This window comes from Pseudomonas ficuserectae, from assembly GCF_024584585.1.
GTDB lineage: Bacteria > Pseudomonadota > Gammaproteobacteria > Pseudomonadales > Pseudomonadaceae > Aquipseudomonas > Aquipseudomonas amygdali.
The window spans coordinates 2,818,374-2,839,007 of record NZ_CP085684.1; the positions used below are offsets into that span (position 1 = coordinate 2,818,374).

15 protein-coding genes and 1 pseudogene are annotated in these 20,634 nt (G+C 59.7%); 11 read left to right on the plus strand and 5 right to left on the minus strand.

All coding sequences use genetic code 11. The features are described 5' to 3' along the window. The first annotated feature begins 188 nt into the window (after positions 1-188). The 4 genes from LJU29_RS12375 to LJU29_RS12390 all read left to right on the plus strand — a co-directional run bounded on the left by LJU29_RS12375 (position 189) and on the right by LJU29_RS12390 (position 3,967). Positions 189-1,097 carry a LysR substrate-binding domain-containing protein gene (locus LJU29_RS12375; RefSeq protein WP_004667697.1) on the plus strand — a complete coding sequence of 303 codons (909 nt, stop codon included), beginning with the start codon at positions 189-191 and terminating at the stop codon, positions 1,095-1,097. A 174-nt stretch (positions 1,098-1,271) separates the two neighbouring features. Next, a complete protein-coding gene (folE2, locus tag LJU29_RS12380; protein WP_257112480.1) occupies positions 1,272-2,177 on the plus strand; it encodes a GTP cyclohydrolase FolE2 in 906 nt (301 codons plus the stop codon). Positions 2,178-2,188: 11 nt separating this feature from the next. Continuing rightward, on the plus strand, positions 2,189-2,749 hold the full coding sequence (locus LJU29_RS12385) for a gamma carbonic anhydrase family protein (protein WP_005744229.1): 561 nt from the start codon (positions 2,189-2,191) through the stop codon (positions 2,747-2,749). Between the two features lie 51 nt (positions 2,750-2,800). After that, entirely contained in the window at positions 2,801-3,967 is a 1,167-nt protein-coding gene (locus LJU29_RS12390) for an acetyltransferase domain-containing protein (protein ID WP_005744228.1), read from the plus strand. A gap of 48 nt (positions 3,968-4,015) precedes the next feature. On the opposite strand, the gene LJU29_RS12395 is transcribed toward LJU29_RS12390, so the two are convergent. After that, positions 4,016-4,621, minus strand: coding sequence for a helix-turn-helix domain-containing protein (locus LJU29_RS12395; RefSeq protein ID WP_004665568.1), 606 nt, complete (start codon positions 4,619-4,621; stop codon positions 4,016-4,018). Between the two features lie 291 nt (positions 4,622-4,912). On the opposite strand from LJU29_RS12395, the pseudogene glnT reads away from it, so the two are divergent. The 5 genes and pseudogenes from glnT (at position 4,913) to LJU29_RS12420 (ending at position 11,155) form a co-directional block, all read left to right on the plus strand. Continuing rightward, positions 4,913-6,247 (plus strand): annotated as a pseudogene (gene glnT, locus LJU29_RS12400) (type III glutamate--ammonia ligase). Positions 6,248-6,371: 124 nt separating this feature from the next. Further along, positions 6,372-7,292, plus strand: coding sequence for a class II glutamine amidotransferase (locus LJU29_RS12405; protein WP_004665566.1), 921 nt, complete (start codon positions 6,372-6,374; stop codon positions 7,290-7,292). Beyond that, positions 7,289-7,972: a GltB/FmdC/FwdC-like GXGXG domain-containing protein gene (locus LJU29_RS12410; protein ID WP_004665565.1), complete on the plus strand. Its 684-nt coding sequence runs from the start codon at positions 7,289-7,291 to the stop codon at positions 7,970-7,972. Before LJU29_RS12405 ends, LJU29_RS12410 begins: the two co-directional genes overlap by 4 nt. 15 nt (positions 7,973-7,987) lie before the next feature. Further along, complete coding sequence (locus LJU29_RS12415) at positions 7,988-9,322, plus strand: FMN-binding glutamate synthase family protein (protein WP_002553845.1); 1,335 nt, start codon at positions 7,988-7,990, stop codon at positions 9,320-9,322. Between the two features lie 507 nt (positions 9,323-9,829). Further along, entirely contained in the window at positions 9,830-11,155 is a 1,326-nt protein-coding gene (locus LJU29_RS12420) for an ammonium transporter (RefSeq protein WP_257112482.1), read from the plus strand. A 169-nt stretch (positions 11,156-11,324) separates the two neighbouring features. Here LJU29_RS12420 and LJU29_RS12425 read toward each other — a convergent pair whose 3' ends face one another. Together LJU29_RS12425 and LJU29_RS12430 are read right to left on the minus strand one after the other, a co-directional pair. Continuing rightward, entirely contained in the window at positions 11,325-12,362 is a 1,038-nt protein-coding gene (locus tag LJU29_RS12425) for an LLM class flavin-dependent oxidoreductase (RefSeq protein WP_122321776.1), read from the minus strand. Positions 12,363-12,570: 208 nt separating this feature from the next. Continuing rightward, positions 12,571-12,906: a hypothetical protein gene (locus LJU29_RS12430; RefSeq protein WP_054996189.1), complete on the minus strand. Its 336-nt coding sequence runs from the start codon at positions 12,904-12,906 to the stop codon at positions 12,571-12,573. A gap of 323 nt (positions 12,907-13,229) precedes the next feature. On the opposite strand from LJU29_RS12430, the gene sfnG reads away from it, so the two are divergent. Further along, positions 13,230-14,330, plus strand: a complete 1,101-nt coding sequence (sfnG, locus tag LJU29_RS12435; protein WP_257112484.1) for a dimethylsulfone monooxygenase SfnG — start codon at positions 13,230-13,232, stop codon at positions 14,328-14,330. A gap of 334 nt (positions 14,331-14,664) precedes the next feature. Further along, positions 14,665-16,248: a sensor domain-containing diguanylate cyclase gene (locus tag LJU29_RS12440; protein WP_057422663.1), complete on the plus strand. Its 1,584-nt coding sequence runs from the start codon at positions 14,665-14,667 to the stop codon at positions 16,246-16,248. A gap of 38 nt (positions 16,249-16,286) precedes the next feature. On the opposite strand, the gene LJU29_RS12445 is transcribed toward LJU29_RS12440, so the two are convergent. Beyond that, positions 16,287-19,433 carry a multidrug efflux RND transporter permease subunit gene (locus LJU29_RS12445; RefSeq protein ID WP_257112485.1) on the minus strand — a complete coding sequence of 1,049 codons (3,147 nt, stop codon included), beginning with the start codon at positions 19,431-19,433 and terminating at the stop codon, positions 16,287-16,289. Positions 19,434-19,466: 33 nt separating this feature from the next. Further along, positions 19,467-20,627, minus strand: coding sequence for an efflux RND transporter periplasmic adaptor subunit (locus LJU29_RS12450; protein ID WP_005757468.1), 1,161 nt, complete (start codon positions 20,625-20,627; stop codon positions 19,467-19,469). Between the last annotated feature and the right edge of the window lie 7 nt (positions 20,628-20,634).

Below are 20,634 nucleotides of genomic sequence, written 5' to 3' on the forward strand. Positions count from 1 at the left end.
GCAAAGTGGATGTATCAAAGGGCAGTGGGGTCGCAAATGCGAGAAGAGGGGAGAAACGAGGCTGCAGTGTTCTTTTGATTAGGTTGTATTGATGTTGCGCCTCGACATGACTCTAGGCAAAGCGTATCAATGCCACAAGCACAATATTTCGAACCTTTCATTGCCGAAAAGGCAACGCAGGAGCCGCGATGCAACTCTACGGCGTACAGTCCACCGCGTTGCGCTACTTCCTTGAAGTGGCGCGTTGCGGGTCGATCAGCGAGGCGTCGATACGGCTCAATGTCGCGTCCTCGGCAGTCAGTCGGCAGATCAGCAAGTTGGAGCGCGAGCTGGATGCCGTGCTGTTCGAGCGCCAGGCACGCGGCATGATGCTTAGCGAGGCGGGTATCCGTTTGGCAGCCTATGCGCGCAAATCACAGCTGGAAGCCGAGCAGGTCGTACTGGAAATCACCGAGCTGCAAGGCTTGCAGCGTGGGCATGTGCGCATCGCATGCTCGGAGGGCTTTGCCCTGGATTTTCTGCCGCAGTGCATTGCGCGTTTTCGGCGGCAGTATCAGGGTATCCATTTCTCGATGGAGGTTTGTGCTCCGGCGCAGGCCACCGAGCGGGTGCGCTCCGGGGATGCGGACCTGTGTCTGACCTTCAGCCTGACACCGCAGAACGAGATCAAGGTCGAGCACATTCACAGCGGCGCGATCTGCGCGGTGGTCAGTCATAACCATCCGCTGGCCTCACGCACCGAAGTCTCGCTGGCCGAGCTGCAACCCTATGCCATCGCCCTGACCAATCCCGACACGACCTTGCGCCAGTTGTTCGACATCTGTTGCGGGGTGCAGGGCCTGCTGTTCGATCCGGTGCTGACCAGCAATTACATTGGCGCGCTACTGCGGTTTGTGCGTGAGGAGGGCGGTATCAGCCTGTCCAGCGAGATGACGCTGGACAAGCGCGCACACGAAAAACAGCTCAAGTCGCTGCCGATCAGCGACGAAGGCATGAAGGCGCGTCGTATCGAACTGCAAAGCATGGCCGGCCGCAACCTGCCCGCAGCGGTTGCGGCCTTTCGGGATTTTCTGATCGAGGAGCTGGCTAAGACCTGACACGCAGGTGGCGTCGGTGGTGCGCTGTAACGGGCTGGTAGCGTTTGGTTGATGAAGTCCATAAGCATGATGTTATAGTGTAACGAATTTGTGACTGCACGCTGTGCGGCCGTGAACCGCCAACATCAGGCTTCGCCCCCTCGGCGAGGTTCGCCAAAGAGACGACTGACGCACATGAACAACTCCCTCCCAGACGTTGCCCTGACGGAAGTTTCCTCGGCCCTGGTTTCACTTGACTGGGTCGGCATGCAGGGCGTCGAAGTGCCCGTCAGGCTGGCCGAAGCAGGCGTCCGGTACCCGGTCCATGCACATGTCGATCTGCAAGTCGATCTGGCCGATCCGAGTGTCAAAGGTATCCATATGTCGCGGCTCTACCGGCTCCTCGACAGGTATGCCGAGCACCAGATACTGAGCCCCGATACGCTGGGTGCGCTGATGGAAGCCATGGTCGAAAGTCACCTGGACTGCCATTCCAGCCGCGCCCGGCTCACCCTGAGCTTCAATCTGCTGTGCCGTCGCCCGGCGTTGATTACCGAAGGGCTCAGCGGCTGGAAATCCTACCCGGTGAAGCTTGACGCCACATGGCACGCCGGTCGTTTGTGCCTCGATGTTTCAGCCGACATCATTTACTCGTCTACCTGCCCGTGCTCGGCTGCACTGTCTCGACAACTGCTGGAAGGGGCTTTTACGGCACGCTTTGGCAGGCAGTCGTTTGTCGACCCGATGCTGGTTGCGACCTGGCTGCGCGAGAACGCCTCGTTCGCCACGCCGCACAGCCAGCGCAGCGTGGCTACTGTCCAGGTGCGGGTGGCAGAGCAGGCGACCGAACTGGGCCTGATGACGCTGATCGACGCGGTCGAGCAGGCGTTGGGCACCCCGGTACAAACCGCCGTCAAGCGTGCCGATGAGCAGGCATTTGCCCGGCTCAACGGCCAGAACCTGATGTACGTCGAAGACGCCGCGCGCAAGGTCCAGCAAGCGCTGGAAGGCCGCTATGCAGCCTCCAGCGTCAGTGTGCGTCACTTCGAAAGCCTGCATCCGCACGATGCGGCCGCCCAGACCTCCAACTACCTGTCCTGAGGCTTCATACCGTGATCCGTAAAAATCCTTCCGGCCATCTGCCTGTCATCGCCGAATCCGCCTACATCGATAAGACCGCGATCATCTGCGGCAAGGTGATCATCAAGGACAACGTGTTTGTCGGTCCCTATGCCGTGATCCGCGCCGACGAAGTCGACGCTACAGGGGACATGGAGCCGATTGTCATCGGCGCCAATTCCAATATTCAGGATGGCGTGGTGATTCACTCCAAATCGGGTGCTGCGGTGACCATCGGCGAGTTCACCTCGATTGCCCACCGCTCCATCGTGCACGGACCTTGCATGGTCGGAGACCGCGTCTTCATCGGCTTCAACAGCGTGCTGTTCAACTGCCAGGTCGGCACCGGCAGTGTGGTCAGACACAACTCGGTGGTCGACGGTCGCGATTTGCCGGAGAATTTTTACGTGCCGTCCACCACCCGGATCGGGCCTAATACTGAGCTCTCGCAATTCCCGCCGGTGAGCATTTCGGCTTCGGAGTTTTCCGAAGACGTGGCGCACACCAACATTGACCTGGTGCGCGGCTACAAGGCACTTCAGAACGAGTTCTGACACAGAACACAATCGACTCATTGCACTTCCGGCTACGGATCTGGATTTTTCATGACAGCAGTTGTTCAACCAACCCGCGCGCCAGCATCACGGCTGCGCTCTATCGATGCTCTGCGCGGGCTGATCATTCTCTTCATGCTGCTGGACCACGTGCGGGAAACCTTCTTCCTGCACCGCCAGGTCCTCGACCCGATGGAGGTCGCGAGCACCGAGCCCGCCCTGTTTTTCAGCCGCACACTGGCGCATTTATGTGCGCCGCTGTTCGTTCTGCTGACCGGGCTTTCGGCGTACCTGTATGGCGAGAAATATCAGGGCAAGACTGACGTGTCGGCGTTTCTGCTCAAGCGCGGGCTGTTCCTCATTGCCCTGGAGTTCACCCTGGTGAGCTTCGCCTGGACCTTCCAGTTCCCGCCGACCATCATCTACCTGCAAGTGATCTGGGCCATCGGCCTGAGCATGGTTGCGCTGTCGCTGATGGTGTATCTGCCGCGCTGGGCGCTGGTGGTCATTGGCGTGGTGATCATTGCCGGGCATAACCTGCTGGACTCACTGCACTTCGGTGTCGAGTCGGCCATGCACATTCCGTGGGCGATTCTGCATGATCGGGGCTGGATCGAGGTCTCCGATAACCTGCGTTTCCGTACCTCTTACCCGTTATTGCCGTGGATTGGCATTATCGCGCTGGGCTACGCCGCAGGCCCTTGGTTTGCCGGTAGTTACGATGCGGCGAAACGACGTGCAAACCTGTGGATGTGGGGTGGGGGAGCGCTGTCGGGCTTTGTGGTCCTGCGCATGATCAACGGCTACGGTGAAAAACCGTGGAGCGTTGGCGAGACCGGTGTGCAAACGGTCATGAGCTTCTTCAACATCACCAAATACCCACCGTCATTGCTGTTCATCAGCCTGACGCTGGGGATCGGCCTGCTGATTCTCATCGCCTTCGAACGCAGTCAGGAAAAAAGCTGGTTGCGGCCCTTGGTGGTGCTCGGCTCGGCACCGATGTTTTTCTACCTGCTGCACCTGTACGTCCTGAAGATTCTGTACCTGATTGCCGTAGCGATCTGGGGAACCAACCAGGGCAAGTACTTTGGTTTCGACCACATATGGGGTGTCTGGCTGACCTCGGTGGTACTGGCGGTGCTGCTGTTTCCGGCCGTGCGCTGGTTCGCTGAGCTGAAGGCGCGTCGTCGCGATATCAGCTGGTTGAAATACCTGTAACCACCGTAGACACGGCGCGCCATCAGGCGCGCCGCTGCCGGTCTGACCTCAATCGCCCTGCGCACCATAGTTCATGATCGACAGCAGCTTGATCGGCACCTGCACCAGTTGCTCGGGACCGTGGGGAATGTCGCCGTCGAAGGTCAGGCTGTCACCGGCCTGCATCGGATACAGCTGATTGCCGTGGCGGTAGATCAGCTCGCCTTCGAGCAGGTGGAGAAACTCGGTGCCGGGGTGTGAGAAGGTCGGAAACTCCTCGCTGGCATCGTCCATCGTCACCATGTACGCCTCGAAACTCTTCTTCGGCCCACGGGTATGGTTGAGCAAGTGATAGGTGTGGCCTTTCTCGGTGCCGCGCCTTACCACCTCAAGCCCTTCATCGGCTTTCACCAGCAGTGCACTGCTGCCTTGCTGATCGTACTGGCTGAACAGCTTGGACATGGGCATGCCCAGCACGTCGCAAAGACGGCTGAGGTTGTCGAGACTGGTCGACACCTGTGCGTTCTCGATCTTGCTCAGCATGCCCTGGCTGATACCGGCAATGCGCGCTACGTCGGCAAGCTTCAGCTCCTGAGCCTGGCGCTGGCGTTTGATCTGAATACCCAGGTATTGCTCAAGCTTCAATTTCGGATGCGGTTCGGTCGGCATATTCATCGGCTGCGCACAGTTTCCGTTCAATAATTTTTATTTCGCACTGGGAATGTGCATTTCGCCGCTGTCATCGGCGTACTTCAGTTGCAAATTATTCCCGGAGAGAAAACGAGTTTCCCATATAAACAGCTGAATTGCCCCTTCAACGTCTCTTCGATTTGCTGGCATACCAAACTGGCAAGCGCTTTGCATTCCTGAAGGGAAAGTAACTTTCCTGCTCAGAATATATTCTCGGCGGGTAGTGAAACAACGCTCCTTCCCTGAAACGTTTTGCCATGCCAGGAGACACGTCCCATGTTGCCACCCGAAACACAGCGCCTGATCGAACAGCACGGCATCAAGTACGTGCTGGCTCAGTTCGTGGATATTCATGGTTCGGCCAAGACCAAGTCGGTTCCTGTGACGGGCCTGGAAATGGTTGCAGAGGACGGTGCCGGGTTCGCCGGTTTCGCTATCTGCGGCATGGGCATGGAACCCCACGGCCCGGACTTCATGGCCAGGGGCGACCTGTCGTCGCTGACCCCCGTGCCTTGGCAGCAGGGGTATGGGCGGGTGGTGTGCATCGGTCATGTGGATGGCAAGCCGTGGCCCTATGACAGCCGTTATGTGTTGCAGCAGCAGGTCGAACGCCTCAGCCAGCGTGGCTGGACCCTCAATACCGGGCTGGAGCCCGAGTTCAGCCTGTTCAAGCGCGATGCTGCGGGCAGCCTGCAAATGGTCGATGCCAGCGATAACCTCGACAAGCCTTGCTATGACTACAAGGGGCTGTCGCGTTCACGTGAGTTTCTCGAGCGCTTGACCGAGGCGCTACAGCCGGTGGGCTTCGACATTTATCAGATCGATCACGAAGACGCCAACGGCCAGTTCGAGATCAATTACACCTACAGCGAGGCCATGGAGTCGGCGGACCGCTTCACTTTCTTCCGCATGGCGGCCGGGGAGATCGCCAACGACATGGGCATGATCTGCTCGTTCATGCCCAAACCCGATCCGAAGCGTGCGGGCAACGGCATGCACTTCCACCTGTCGATCGCCAGTGCCAGCAGCAAGAACCTGTTCCACGACGCCAGCGACCCCAGCGGCATGGGCCTGTCGAAGATGGCCTATCACTTTGCGGCTGGCCTGCTGGCTCATGGCCCCGCGCTGTGTGCCTTCGCGGCACCCACGGTCAACTCCTACAAACGCCTGGTGGTCGGCAACTCGCTGTCGGGGGCGACCTGGGCTCCAGCGTTCATTGCCTTCGGCGCCAACAACCGTTCGGCGATGGTGCGGGTGCCCTATGGCCGACTGGAGTTTCGCCTGCCGGACGCCGGTTGCAACCCGTATCTGGTCAGCGCCGCGATCATCGCCGCAGGGCTGGACGGCATCGACCGGCAACTGGAAATCGATCACGTCTGTAACGAGAACCTTTACACATTGAGCCTGGAAGAAATCGCCGCACGGGGCATCAAGACCCTGCCGCAGTCGCTCAAGGAAGCCTGCGATGCACTCGAAGCCGACCCTTTGTTCGCCTAGGTGCTGGGCAACGAGATCGTTGGTGAGTTCATCCGCCTCAAACGCATGGAATGGGTGGAGTACAGCCGCCACGTGAGTGACTGGGAAGTGAAGCGTTATATCGAGTTTTTCTAGCTGCACGTTTCAAGCTTCAGGCTGCAATAAGAAGCTGGATTGCGGCGTATTGAATTTTTCTGTCTATGCGGTTGGCTTGCAGCTTGTAGCTAAAAGCTTGCCGCTTCCGAACAAGGTGAGGCTTATGTGCGGAATCGTTGGTTTGTATCTGAAGAACCCGGCGCTGGAATCACAACTCGGCAGGTTGTTCGAACCGATGCTCGAGGCTATGACGGACCGCGGGCCGGACAGCGCCGGGTTTGCCATTTATGGCGATGAAGTGGCGCAGGGCTGGGTCAAGCTGACCTTGCAGGCCACCACCGAACAGTATGATTTCAAGGCGCTGATCGCAGCGCTGCAAAGCAGACTGGATGCACCACTGGACTGGTTTCAGAACGCCAGCGCCGTGGTATTGAAGATTCAGGCAGAAGAAGCCCCGGTGCGTGCTGCACTGGCGCAGCTGGCGCCCACCGTGCGCATCATGAGCGCCGGACAGAGTATCGAGATCCTCAAGGGCATGGGGTTGCCGAGGGAGATTTCCGAGCGCTTCGGTCTGGCGTCCATGAAGGGCAGCCACATCATCGGCCATACGCGCATGGCCACTGAAAGTGCGGTGACCATGGAAGGCAGTCATCCGTTTTCCACGGGTTCGGACCTGTGTCTGGTGCACAACGGTTCGCTGTCCAATCACTTTCGCCTGCGCCAGAACCTGCGCCGTGAAGGCATTCACTTCGAGACCGACAACGACACCGAGGTGGCCGCCGGTTATCTGGCCTGGCGCCTGCAACAGGGCGACAGCCTCAAGCAGGCGCTCGACAAATCGCTGGAGGACCTCGATGGCTTTTTTACCTTCGCCATCGGCACGCGCAATGGTTTTGCGGTGATTCGCGATCCGATTGCCTGCAAACCGGCCATTCTCGCCGAAACCGACGATTACGTCGCCATGGCCTCGGAATACCAGGCGCTGTCCAGCCTGCCGGGTATCGAAAACGCCAGGGTCTGGGAACCTGTCCCGGCTACTATGTACATCTGGGAACGCGAGCCAGCCGAGGGAGCACGCTCATGAAAACCGTCGATCTTTCCAGCGCCACCGTGCGTGATCTCAACCAGGCTCTGCACGATCAGGTCAAGGCATTGCAAGAGCGCGAATGGCTGGTCACCCACCCTGACGGCGCGCATAACCTGGCGGTCGGCGTCAACGAGGCCATCTCCATAGATATTCAGGGCCATGCCGGCTATTACTGCGCGGGTATGAACCAGAAAGCTTCGATCACCGTGCACGGCAATGTCGGTGTTGGTTGCGCCGAGAACATGATGTCCGGCGCAGTCCGGGTCAAGGGCAGCGCCTCGCAGGCCGCAGGTGCCACGGCGCACGGCGGTTTGCTGGTGATTGAAGGCGATGCCGGAGCGCGCTGTGGCATTTCCATGAAAGGCATCGACATTGTGGTCGGCGGCAGCATCGGCCACATGAGCTGCTTCATGGGCCAGGCCGGTCGGCTGGTGGTCTGCGGCGACGCGGGCGATGCGCTGGGCGACTCGTTGTACGAAACGCGGATCTACGTCAAAGGCAAGGTCGAGTCGCTGGGCTCTGACTGCATCGCCAAGGAGATGCGCGAAGAGCATCTGCAGGAGTTGCAGGAGCTGCTCAATCGCGCGGGCTTCAACGAGAAGGCCGCGGATTTCAAACGCTATGGCTCGGCCCGTCAGCTTTACAACTTCAAAGTCGATAACGCCTCCGCGTACTGATTCAGGAGCATTACCATGAGCGACCCCATCAGCCAAAAACCTGCTCCAGTCCTGCGCGAATCGGCCACCTTCGATCGCCTGACCATTCAGGAAATCCAGCGTGCTGCGGAAACCGGCATCTACGACATTCGCGGTGGCGGCACCAAGCGCAAGCTGCCGCACTTCGACGACCTGTTGCTGCTTGGCGCAAGCGTCTCGCGCTACCCGCTGGAAGGCTATCGCGAGAAGTGCGGCACCGACGTGGTGCTGGGTAATCGTTTCGCCAAAAAGCCGCTGTACCTGAAAATTCCGGTGACCATTGCAGGCATGAGCTTCGGCGCATTGTCGGCCAACGCCAAGGAAGCGCTGGGCCGCGGCGCAACCATTGCCGGCACCAGTACCACCACCGGCGATGGCGGCATGACCCCGGAAGAGCGCGGTCAGTCGCAGCATCTGGTCTACCAGTACCTGCCATCGCGTTACGGCATGAATCCCGACGATCTGCGCAAGGCCGATGCCATCGAAATCGTCCTGGGGCAGGGCGCCAAACCCGGTGGCGGCGGCATGTTGCTGGGCATGAAAGTTACCGAGCGCGTGGCTGGCATGCGCACCTTGCCGGTCGGCGTCGATCAGCGTTCTGCGTGCCGACACCCGGACTGGACCGGCCCCGACGATCTGGCAATCAAGATTGCCGAGATCCGCGAGATCACCGACTGGGAAAAGCCGATCTACGTGAAGATAGGTGCCAGCCGCCCGTACTACGACGTCAAGCTGGCGGTGAAGGCTGGTGCTGACGTTATTGTGCTCGACGGCATGCAGGGCGGTACTGCGGCCACTCAGGAAGTGTTCATCGAACACGTCGGCATTCCGATTCTGCCTGCCATCCCGCAAGCCGTGCAGGCGCTGCAGGAGATGGGCATGCATCGCAAGGTGCAGTTGATCGTCTCCGGCGGGATTCGCAACGGCGCCGACGTGGCCAAGGCCATGGCTCTGGGCGCTGATGCAGTGGCAATTGGTACAGCCGCTTTGATAGCCCTGGGCGACAACCATCCGCGTCTCGACGAAGAGCTGAGAAAGATTGGCTCGGCAGCGGGTTACTACGACGACTGGCAGAACGGCCGCGACCCTGCGGGCATCACCACCCAGGACCCTGAACTGTCCAAACGTCTCGACCCGGTCGAAGGCGGTCGGCGTCTGGCCAACTACCTGCGCGTGCTGGTGCTGGAGGCTCAGACCATGGCCCGCGCCTGCGGCAAGTCGCACCTGCACAACCTCGACCCGGAAGATCTGGTGGCGCTGACCGTCGAGTCTGCGGCGATGGCCCGAGTGCCCTTGGCCGGGACGTCGTGGATTCCGGGTTCTGGTTACTGATTCGATAACGTGCTTATCGACCGCGATGGCACAGACGACGCAGAGTGCGACGTTAGTGACGGCTGAGTCCTGGCGCTGATCCGGGGGTAGCCTGGCAGGACGCCAGGCTAGCCGCACCGGACCATGGATGGTCCGTTGCGGCGACCCCCGGATCAGTGACAGGGCGAAGGAACCCGACGAAGTCGGGCCGGAAACAGGAGCGAAGGGATTTGCCTACTTTGGCCCCATCAAAGTAGGTCGCCGAGGGGCGAAAAGCTGACTCAAGTCGAGCCTGAATCTCACTGAGTCGCAGAACTGTGTGACGCGGAGCGTCACGAACTGCATTACCACGCGGAGCGTGGGAACGAGAACCCTGGTGGTTTAAGCCCCGCTTTCGGGCTCATCGGACTTATATAACGCCATTCGCGCCACGAGAACTTGACCCCCCAAGAGGCCGAAGAGCCTCGCCTGTCTCGATGACCTTTCTTGCTGCCAGACACTTTCCATTCATTTGCGGGAGCTTTGAACATGTTCAATCGTCTACACGGCAAATCCCTTACAGCTTTACTCGCGCCAGGTGCCTTCGCTCCGATTGCGCAGGCAGCTGACGCCCCCGTTCTGAACACCGGCAGCACGGCGTGGATGATCACCGCAGCAGTGCTGGTGCTGTTCATGTGCCTTCCGGGGCTGGCGCTGTTTTACGGCGGGCTGGTACGGGCCAAGAACATGTTGTCGCTGTTCACTCAGTGCTTCGGCATTGCCGGAGTGGTCGGCGTGCTGTGGGTCATCTACGGGTACAGCATGGTAGTGGATACCAGCAACATGGTCGAAGGGCAGGTGAGCTTCAACAGCTTTGTCGGCGGACTGAGCCGCGCGTTTCTGGCCGGCATGACCCCCGACAGTCTGGTCGGTGACATTCCGGAAGGCGTGTTTGTGACCTTCCAGATGACCTTCGCCATTATTACGCCTGCGCTGATTGCCGGAGCCTTTGCCGAACGCATGAAGTTCTCGGCCGCGCTGCTGTTCATGGCGCTGTGGTTCACCCTGGTGTATGCGCCGGTCGCGCATATGGTCTGGGGCGGGGCAGGTGCGCTGATGCACAACTGGGGCGTGCTGGACTTTGCCGGTGGCACCGCCGTGCACATCAATGCCGGTGTCGCGGCACTGGCGGCGTGTCTGGTGCTGGGCAAACGCAAGGGTTATCAGAATACCCCGATGCCTGCACACAACCTAAGCCTGACCATGGCTGGCGCGGCGATGCTTTGGGTCGGCTGGTTCGGTTTCAATATCGGCTCCGGTGGCGGCCTGAACGGCACTTCCGGCATCGTCATGCTCAACACGCAAGTGGGAGCCTGCGCCGGGATACTCGGCTGGATGTTCACCGAGTGGTTCAAGGTCGGCAAACCCAGCGCGCTGGGCCTGGCAAGCGGTGCGTTGGCGGGTCTGGTCGGCATTACCCCTGCCTGTGCCTATGTCGGCGTCGGCGGGGCACTGGCGATTGGCGTGCTGTGCGGGGTGTTCTGCTACCTGAGCGTGACCGTGCTGAAAAAACGCCTGGGTTATGACGACAGCCTCGACGTGTTCGGCCTGCACGGCATCGGCGGCATGATCGGCGCAGTGCTGACCGGCGTGTTCTGCGTGCCCTCACTGGGCGGGCTGGTGCCGGATGTCAGCATGGGAGCCCAGGTAATTGCTCAGATCAAAGGCGTGCTGTTCACCACGGTATATTGCTTCGCAGTCAGCTGGATCATCCTCAAGGCCGTGCAGGCACTGATCGGCCTGCGTGCGCATGAATCAGTGGAAGAGATGGGGCTGGATCTGGCCGAGCATAACGAGCGGGCTTATAACCATTGAAGGTTGGCCTTAATTGAGTGGAGCGAGAGTAAAGTCCAGACACCTCTCGTTCCTCACGCTCCAGCGTGGGAATGCATTTCGCGACGCTCTGCGTCGCAAGGGACGCGGAGCGTCCTGAACTGCACGCCAACGCGGAGCATTGGCAAGCGAGCTGTCGTTCTCGTTCAGCTCAACGAAACACCGGCACCACGTGCTTGATAAACAGCTCAAGTGATTTTTTCTTCTCGGCGTGCGGCAGACTGTTGTCGCACCAGAAGCTGAACTCGTCGACCCCCAGCTCCTGGTAATGGCGGATGCGCGGGATGATCTCTTCCGGCGTGCCGATCATGGTGTTCTTGCGGATATTCTCCAGCTCGAACTCCGGACGCTCCTTGAATTTCTCTTCCGGGCTGGGTGCCAGAAAACCATTCACCGGCGTCTGCTTGTTGCCGAACCAGGCGTCGAAGGTGCGGTAGAACTTCGCGATGGCGTCAGCACCGGTTTTCCAGCCTTCAGGGTTGTCCGCAGCATGCACATGCGTGTGGCGCAACACCATCAGTTGTGGCCGAGGTACGTCAGGGTTATTGGCCAGCGCTGCTTCGAACTTGTTCTTCAGGTCGACGACTTCTTCGTCGCCTTTCATCAATGGCGTGACCATCACGTTGCAGCCGTTCTGCACGGCGAAGTTATGCGAATCAGGGTCGCGAGCAGCGATCCACATGGGTGGCGTGTTGATTGGCTTGGGTACGGAGGTCGAAGTCGGGAATTTCCAGATATCGCCGTCGTGGGCATAGTCACCCTGCCACAGCGCACGGACTACCGGCACCATTTCGCGCAACGCCTTGCCGCCTTCGGAGGCCGGCATGCCGCCCGCCATGCGGTCGAACTCCACTTGATAGGCACCGCGCGCCAGGCCGACTTCCATGCGCCCGTTGCTGATCACATCCAGCAGCGCGCATTCTCCTGCCACCCGCAACGGATGCCAGAACGGCGCAATGATGGTGCCCGCGCCCAGATGAATGCGCGTTGTTCTGGCGGCCAGGTACGCCAGCAGCGGCATGGGGCTCGGCGATATTGTGTATTCCATCGCATGGTGTTCGCCGATCCACACGGTGCTGAAACCGCCTTGCTCGGCCATCAGCGTCAGCTCGGTCAGGTCTTCGAAAAGCTGGCGATGACTGACACTTTCATCCCAGCGTTCCATGTGCACGAACAACGAAAACTTCATGACACTTGCCTCGCTTAAATCCTGCTGCCTGCACGGGCATGGTGAGTTGTTTCTGTCTGATGGTATACCGTAATACTTTACGTGCAAGCGTTTTTTGCGTCCGACGTGTTGGCTGAATGGCGAGGCAGACGAAACGAAAAAAGCGCCTCATGAGAGGCGCTTTCGGGCGAAGTGAATTCAGCCGGGGAGGTGCTTGATCAGTGCGACATCAACTGCAGGCTTCGGACTCGATGTAGTCGGCTGTGGAATCGCGTATCACCGGACCCATGCCGCTGACGGCGCGAGCCTGTTCCATGATTTCCAGAGTAGAGCCGGTGCCTACCAGGTTCACTGTGTGATTGGCGCAGTTGTAGACGCGCTTGGAGTAGATCACGCCCAGCAGACCTTCACGTCGGGTAACGACGACGCGCGCTTGGGCGCTGCCGCTTTTCTCCACCAGCGCGTGCTGCCCGGTCGGGTCATGGGGGACGTTTATGGTTTTGGCTTCGGCATGCGCCGACAGTGCGGGGATCATCAAGGCCAGTAAAAAGGCATGCAGTTTCATCGGTGCTCCTGCGGATGAACGCGGTTTCATTGGATCCAAAAATACCCTAGCCATTTGATTCTGGATAGCTGCGCGGTCAGCCTTCCGTCGGTTTGTTTCCGCTAAATTAAACACTGCATGAATGCGCAACCCGGCCAGACACTGTTGCCCTGGGAACAGTGTTTCGACAGCTTGCCGAAGTGCAAACAGTTGACGCTGTCCTTCAGGCATTGCAACTCTTTGATCTGTATTCATTTAACTGTCTGGCACGGTTGCTGCTCTATGGTTCTGCAAGCCCGTTCGACTAATGCGCTCGGGAAGCCTGCAGTCAGAGGAGTGCCGATATGAGCCAATCTTCCATAAAATTTGCGTACTGGGTGCCGAACGTCAGCGGTGGTCTGGTCGTCAGCAAGATCGAACAGCGTACCAGTTGGACCATCGACTACAACCGCAAGCTGGCGCAGATCGCCGAACAATCCGGTTTCGAATATGCGCTGACGCAAATTCGCTTCACTGCCGGTTACGGGGCGGAATTCCAGCATGAGTCCGTAGCGTTCAGCCATGCTCTGTTGGCGGCCACCGAAAAGCTCAAAGTCATTGCAGCAATATTGCCAGGTCCATGGACGCCCTCTGTTGCGGCCAAGCAACTGGCAACCATTGATCAGCTCACCGCCGGGCGCGTGGCGGTCAATATTGTCAGCGGCTGGTTCAAGGGCGAGTTTCAGGCCATTGGCGAACCCTGGCTGGAGCACGACGAGCGCTATCGCCGTTCCGAAGAGTTCATTCGGGCCCTCAAGGGTATCTGGACCACCGACAATTTTACCTTCAAGGGCGACTTCTATCGCTTCCACGATTACACCCTCAAACCCAAGCCGATCCAGCGTCCTCATCCCGAGATCTTTCAGGGCGGCAGCTCACGTGCTGCGCGGGATATGGCGGCCCGGGTGTCAGACTGGTATTTCACCAACGGCAATACTATCGAAGGCATCAAGGCTCAGGTTGATGACATTCGAGCCAAGGCTGCCGCGAACGGCCATTCAGTGAAGATCGGCGTCAATGCCTTCATCATTGCCCGGGACACCGAAGAAGAGGCGCGAGCGGTGCTGGCTGAAATTGTCGACAAGGCAGATCCGGAAGCCGTCAATGCGTTTGGTGATGCCGCGAAACAGGCCGGCAAGGCCAGCCCGGAAGGCGAGGGCAATTGGGCCAAATCCACCTTTCAGGATCTGGTGCAGTACAACGATGGCTTCAAGACCAATTTGATCGGCACGCCGCGTCAGATTGCCGAGCGCATCGTCGAGCTCAAGTCCGTCGGTGTCGATCTGGTACTTTCCGCATTTCTGCATTTCCAGGAAGAAGTCGCCTATTTCGGCGAGCACGTGCTGCCTTTAGTGCGCGAGCTGGAAGCTGCGGCACTGCGCAAAACTGTCGCCGAAACAGCATGAAGCCCGGCAAATACGTGCGTCCTGCCTTGCCCCTGTAAGCGAGCTTCGCTTCCAGCCCCTTCAGAAAACAGCCCTCCAGAAAATCAGGCACCACTGTGATCCAGTGCGTGCCTGCCTGCGTATGTTGAACCCCGATCAACCAATAGACCGCTGTACGTGGCATTATGATGCCACTCTCTGGCATGCTTCATTAATGCCAGGCCTTCAGGTACGGCCGAACGCTTGCCGACAATGGCAGTTAGTAGCGAAAGGATTGTCGATGGCCCCTGAGCAATCAGGTCCGGTTTTCAGAAAAACCAGATGCACTGGTTCTCACCTGTTGTGGAGGCAAGTTTTGAAACGCGACCTTCGGCTTGCGTCATGGCTGATCTTCGTAGTGTGCGCCTGCGTGGTGATGTTGATGGCCTGGCAAGCATGGACCGCGCGCCGCAACACGCTGGAGAACATCCAGACCAGCACGATTAATCTGGCTGGGGCGCTGAGCACTTACACCGATGGCATTTTCAAACAAAGCGAGCTGATGCTGATCGGCCTGACGGAGCGTGTCGAAAACGACGGTGCCGGACCCGAGCAGATGGAGCGTCTCAGATGGGTCATTGCCCGTGAAATGGGCGCGTTGCCGCAAATCGACACGGTTTCGCTGTACAACGCTGACGGCATTTGCACCTTTTCAACCAATCCCAAGGCCATTGGCGTCAACAGCGCCCAGCGCGAGTTCTTTCAGCACCACCTGCAGACGCCTGGCAAAGCACCTTTCATCGGCCCGACAATCCGCAGTCGTGCCTCCGGCGAATGGGTCATATCGGTCAGCAGGCGCATCAACCACCCTGATTCGAGTTTTGCCGGGCTGATGGTCGTGACCATTGGTGTCGATCATCTGTTGAAGTTCTATTCGGATATTCAGGTCGGCAAAACCGGCATCATCAGCCTCACGTCGGCGGCCGGGCAGTTGCGTGTGCGCTATCCGCACCTGGAAGCGGAAATCGGGCGTGACCTCTCATCGACGCCGATCTTTACTTCTGAGCGCAATCGACCCTCTGGCACCACTCAATTTGTCTCCAGAATCGACGGTGTTGCGCGTTTTTATGCGTTCAAGCGCAGCGCCGTGTACCCGATTGTCACTGTGGTCGCGCTGGGCCAGAAAGAGGCCATGCTCGACTGGTTGGGCCAGACCAAGCAGTCGATTCTGGTCATGCTGGTGCTGCTCGGGCTGGTGGTCGGCCTCGGCATCCGCCTGATCGGGCACATTCACAGCCGCATCCGCGCGGAAGATCAGTTACTCGACTCTCAGGCAGCCCTCATCCAGTTGAATCAGCACCTGGAGTTCATAGCCTCGGAAGACAAGCTAACCGGGCTGGCCAATCGCAGACGGTTCGATCAGTTTCTGGAGGTTGAATTCAAGCGTGCCAGACGCGAGCGCAGCCTTCTGTCACTGATTCTGATAGATGCCGATCATTTCAAGCGCTACAACGATCACTACGGCCATCTGGCCGGTGACGAGTGCCTGGTGGCACTGGCCCGTGTGGTCGAACAATGCATCCGCCACCCCGGTGATGTCGCTGCTCGTTATGGCGGTGAAGAGATCGCGGTGGTGCTGCCCGGCACTGACGAGTCGAGTACTCGTCAGGTGGCCGAGAACATCCTGCAGGCTATCCGCGACGAGCAGATCGAGCATCCCGCCAGCCCGTTTGGCATCGTGACGGTCAGCCTCGGTGTTGCCACATTCGTCGGCACGGATCGACAGCTCGACCAGCGCAGCCTGATCGAACTTGCCGACCGTGCGCTGTATGCTGCCAAGTCGCAAGGTCGCAACCGTGTGAATGTGGCGTCGGAAATCGCTACCAGCACACTGCCGGCCTGGACCCGCGTCAAAGCATCGGCGGACCCGCAAACCGACAGCAGGCCAACGGCGGAGTGACGGGATTGAAGCCCGCCAGCCCGCTGGCCGCTTACTGTTTATTGTTTCTCGGGCAGGTGTTTATCGTCATCAACCTGCTGTACTACATGCGGCTTACGGCGCAACACTGACAGCACCCAGACAAAAAATATCGGCACCAGAATCACGCCCAGCAGTGTAGCGCTGAGCATGCCGCCTATGACGCCGGTGCCGATCGCACGCTGGCTCGCAGCGCCTGCGCCGGTCGCCAGCGTGAGGGGCACGACGCCAAGGATGAAGGCCAGCGATGTCATGACAATCGGCCGAAAGCGCAGTCGCGCAGCCTGAAGTGCCGCGTCACGCAGCGAATGGCCTTGATCCCACAGCTCCTTGGCGAATTCGACGATGAGAATCGCGTTTTTTGCTGCCAGCCCGATGATGGTGATCAACCCGACCTTGAAATACACATCGTTAGGCATGCCGACCGCAGTCACTGCCAGCACGGAGCCCAGCGCACCGACGGGTACGATCAGCATCACCACCAGCGGAATCGCCCAGCTTTCATACAGCGCAACCAGCAGCAGGAACACCACCAGCAGCGCCAGGCCGAACAGGCCGGCTGCCTGGCCGCTGGCGACTCTTTCCTGATAGGAGAGGCCGGTCCATTCATAGCCGATGCCTTGCGGCAGCTCGGAAACGATCCGTTCGATTTCCGCCATCGCTTCACCTGTACTCACACCCGGTGCTGCATCGCCGGAAATCCTGAACGCGGGGTAGCCGTTGTAGCGGGCGATCTGCACCGGGCCTTGTTCCCACTGCGTCGAAACGAATGCGCCCAGCGGCACCAGCGTGCCGCTGCTGTTGGGCACGTAGAGCTTGAGTACGCTTTCCGGAGTCATTCGCGAACTTTGTTCTGCCTGCACAACGACACGCTGCTGACGTCCGGCATTGGCGAAATCGCTGATCACCGAGGAGCCGAAGGCGGTGGACAGCGCATTGCTGATCGATTCGAAACTCACGCCATGCGCACGGGCTTTTTCGCGGTCGATATTCAGGCGCAATTGCGGCGCTTCGGCCAGACCTTCCATCATCGCGTAGAGAATCTTCGGGTTGCCGTTGGCCTCGCCGAGCAGCTTGTCGCGTGCCGCCAGCAGGGCTTCGCGGCCCAGGCCTGCACGGTCCTGCAGGCGCAGCGAGAAGCCGCCCGAGGTGCCCAGGCCGTCAATGGGCGGAGGCGTCACCGCCATCACCGTACCGTCGGCGAGCCCGGCAAAATGCTGGTTGAACGCCGCCGCTTCTTCAGCTGCCGACTGGCCCTTGCCGCGCTCCGACCAGTCCTTCAGGGTCGGGAACGCAAGACCGGCGTTTTCACCCATGCCCGAGAAGCTGAAGCCCAGCAGCATGGTCACAGCACCTGTGGCTTCGCGGGACAACATGTAGTTCTCGAGCAATTGCGCGGTGAGGTCGGTACGCGACCGGGTCGCGCCGGGCGGCAGTTGCACGTCGATGATCAGATAGCCCTGATCTTCCACGGGCACAAAGGACTCCGGCAGACGCAGGTAGAAAAAGCCCAGCAGACCGACAATCCCAACGTACAACAGCATGTAGCGGCCAGCGCGCTTGATCATGCTCGAGCTGACGCGCTCGTAACGGTCGGTGAACGTGCCGAACAGACGATTGAAACCACCGAAGAAACCACGCTTTTCATGATGCCCGGCCGGGATCGGCTTGAGCAGCGTGGCACACAGTGCCGGGGTAAAGGTCAGGGCCAGGAAACCCGAGAACAGAATCGACATGGCCAGCGACAGCGAGAACTGCTGGTAGATGACCCCGACCGAACCCCCCATGAACGCCAGTGGCAGAAACACTGCGGCCAGTACCAGCGTGATACCGAAAATCGCGCCGGAGACCTGCTGCATCGCCTTGACTGTTGCGGTTGCCGGAGAAAGGCCTTCTTCGGCCATGATCCGCTCGACGTTTTCCACCACCACAATGGCGTCGTCGACCAGAATACCGATGGCCAGCACCATGCCGAACATGGTCATCATGTTCACCGAGAAGCCCATCAGGTACATGATCGCCAGGGTCCCGGCCAGACACACCGGCACCACGATGGTCGGGATAAGCGTGTAGCGAATGTTCTGCAGAAACAGAAACATCACCAGAAACACCAGCACCATGGCCTCGATCAGGGTGTAGATCACCTTGTCGATGGCCACGTCGACGAAGCGCGAGGTGTCGTACGGTATCGAAAACTCGACGCCTTCCGGGAAATTGACCGACAGCTCGGTGAGGCGCTGATTGACTGCCCGGGCAGTCTGGATCGCATTGGCACCTGGCGACAGTTGCACGGCACCGGCCACTGCACGTTGCCCGTTCAGGCGCGATTCAAAACTGTAATCCTGACTGCCGATGGCCATGCGTGCCACATCGGACAAATGCACCGTGGAGCCGTCTTCGTTGGCACGCAATACGATGCGGCCGAACTCCTCCGGGTTGTCCAGCGTGCCCTTGACCGCCAGTGTCGCGGTCAATTCCTGCAGTGATGAGCCCGGGCTGCTGCCGAAGCTGCCTGCGGGAACCTGCACGTTCTGCGCACGAATGGCCGCATTCACGTCGTCGATGGACAGCCCATAGCCCACCAGCTTCTGCGGGTCGATCCAGACCCGCATTGCGGCTTCGGCGGCGAAAAACTGCAACCTGCCGACACCGTTCACCCGACTGATTTCGTTATTGACGTTGCGGGCCGCGTAGTCGGCCAGCGCGACCGTATCCTTGGTGGCCGAGCCGTCCTTGTAGTTCAGGGTAAAAATCAACAGGAAGCCGGAGCTGGCCTGTTCGACTTGCAGGCCCTGGCTGAGCACCGTCTGCGGCAGGCGCGCTTCAGCCTTCTTGATACGGTTCTGAACTTCAACCTGTGCCATGTCCGGGTTGGTGCCCGGTACGAATGTCACGTTGATTTCGGCACTGCCGGTCGAGTTGCTGGTCGACTCGTAATACAGCATGCCCTTGGCACCGTTCAGCTCTTCCTCGATGACGCTGGTCACCGAGTCGACCAGCACTTTCGCGGATGCGCCGGGGTAAGTAGCGGTAATGGTGATCTGCGGCGGTGCCACATCAGGGTACTCCGCCACTGGCAAGGAGGGCAGGGCCATCAGGCCTGCCAGCAGAATGAACAGGGCCAGCACCCAGGCAAAGTTGGGTCGCTTGATAAAGAACAGAGACATGAACGGTGATCCTCGATCGCGCTGAAGGCGGCTTTATTGCGACTTGGATTGCGGCTGGGCGGAGGGCGATTTGGCGACGACCTTGTCACCGGAATTGAGCCCGGTCATGTTGCCGACGACAACCTGTTCACCTGCCTTCAGCCCCTCGGTGATCTGCCAGCGCGAATCCTGCATTGCGCCGGTTTTGACCGGACGCGCTTCGACCGTACCGTCCTGGCCAACCACAAGTACGCGGGCTGCGCCATCACTGGAGCGCTGAACGGCACGTTGCGGGACGAGAATGGCATTGGCATCGACCCGCTGCGGTGTGCGCACCCGCACGTACATGCCCGGCAGCAACACGCCTTTGGGGTTGGCGAAGCGGGCGCGTAACGAAACCTGGCCGGTGGTCCGGTCTACTGCAACGTCGGTAAACAACAGGGTGCCGGTGCTTTGATAGTCAGTACCGTCGACGCTCAGCGACAGCGCATCTTCGCCACCCTTGGGCAGGCGACCTTCCTGAATGGCCTCGCGCATTTGCAAGGCGTCGGCAACCGGCTGGGTGAAGTCGGCGTAGACCGGGTCGAGTTGCTGGATGGTTGCCAGCAGTGTGGTTTCGCCCTGACCGACCAGCGCGCCTTCAGTGACCATCGCGCGGCCGATGCGCCCTGAAATCGGTGCCTTGACTGTGGCGTATCCCAGGTTCAGTCGGGCCGTTTCGACATCTGCCTGAGCCGACTTTTTAGCGGCGATGGCGTTTTGCAGCGCAGAGCGGGCGGTGTCGAAGGTCTGGCGGCTGACCGCTTCGATTTCGACCAGAGAATCGTAACGTTTGACCGTAGCCTGAGTTTCGAACAATGTGGCTTCTGTGCGGGCCAGGTCGCCCTGAGCTTTGGACAGCGCGGCCTTGAACGGTGCCGGGTCGATCTGGAACAGCACCGCGCCCGCTTTCACATCGGCACCTTCCTCGAAGTTGCGCGTGAGCACGATACCGGCCACCCGGGCGCGTACCTGCGCCACACGAACCGGTTCGATACGGCCGGGCAGTTCATCAACGACCGTGAACGATTCGGCTTTGACCGCAATGGCCTCCACCTCTTTGGGCGCTGTCGATGCGGCGTGATCCTGCTGCTGTTTCTGCTCGCACCCGGCCAGACCCAACACTGCCAGCAGCGCTACCGCAGGCATGACACGCCAATCGCTCAAACCACTCATCGCTCAC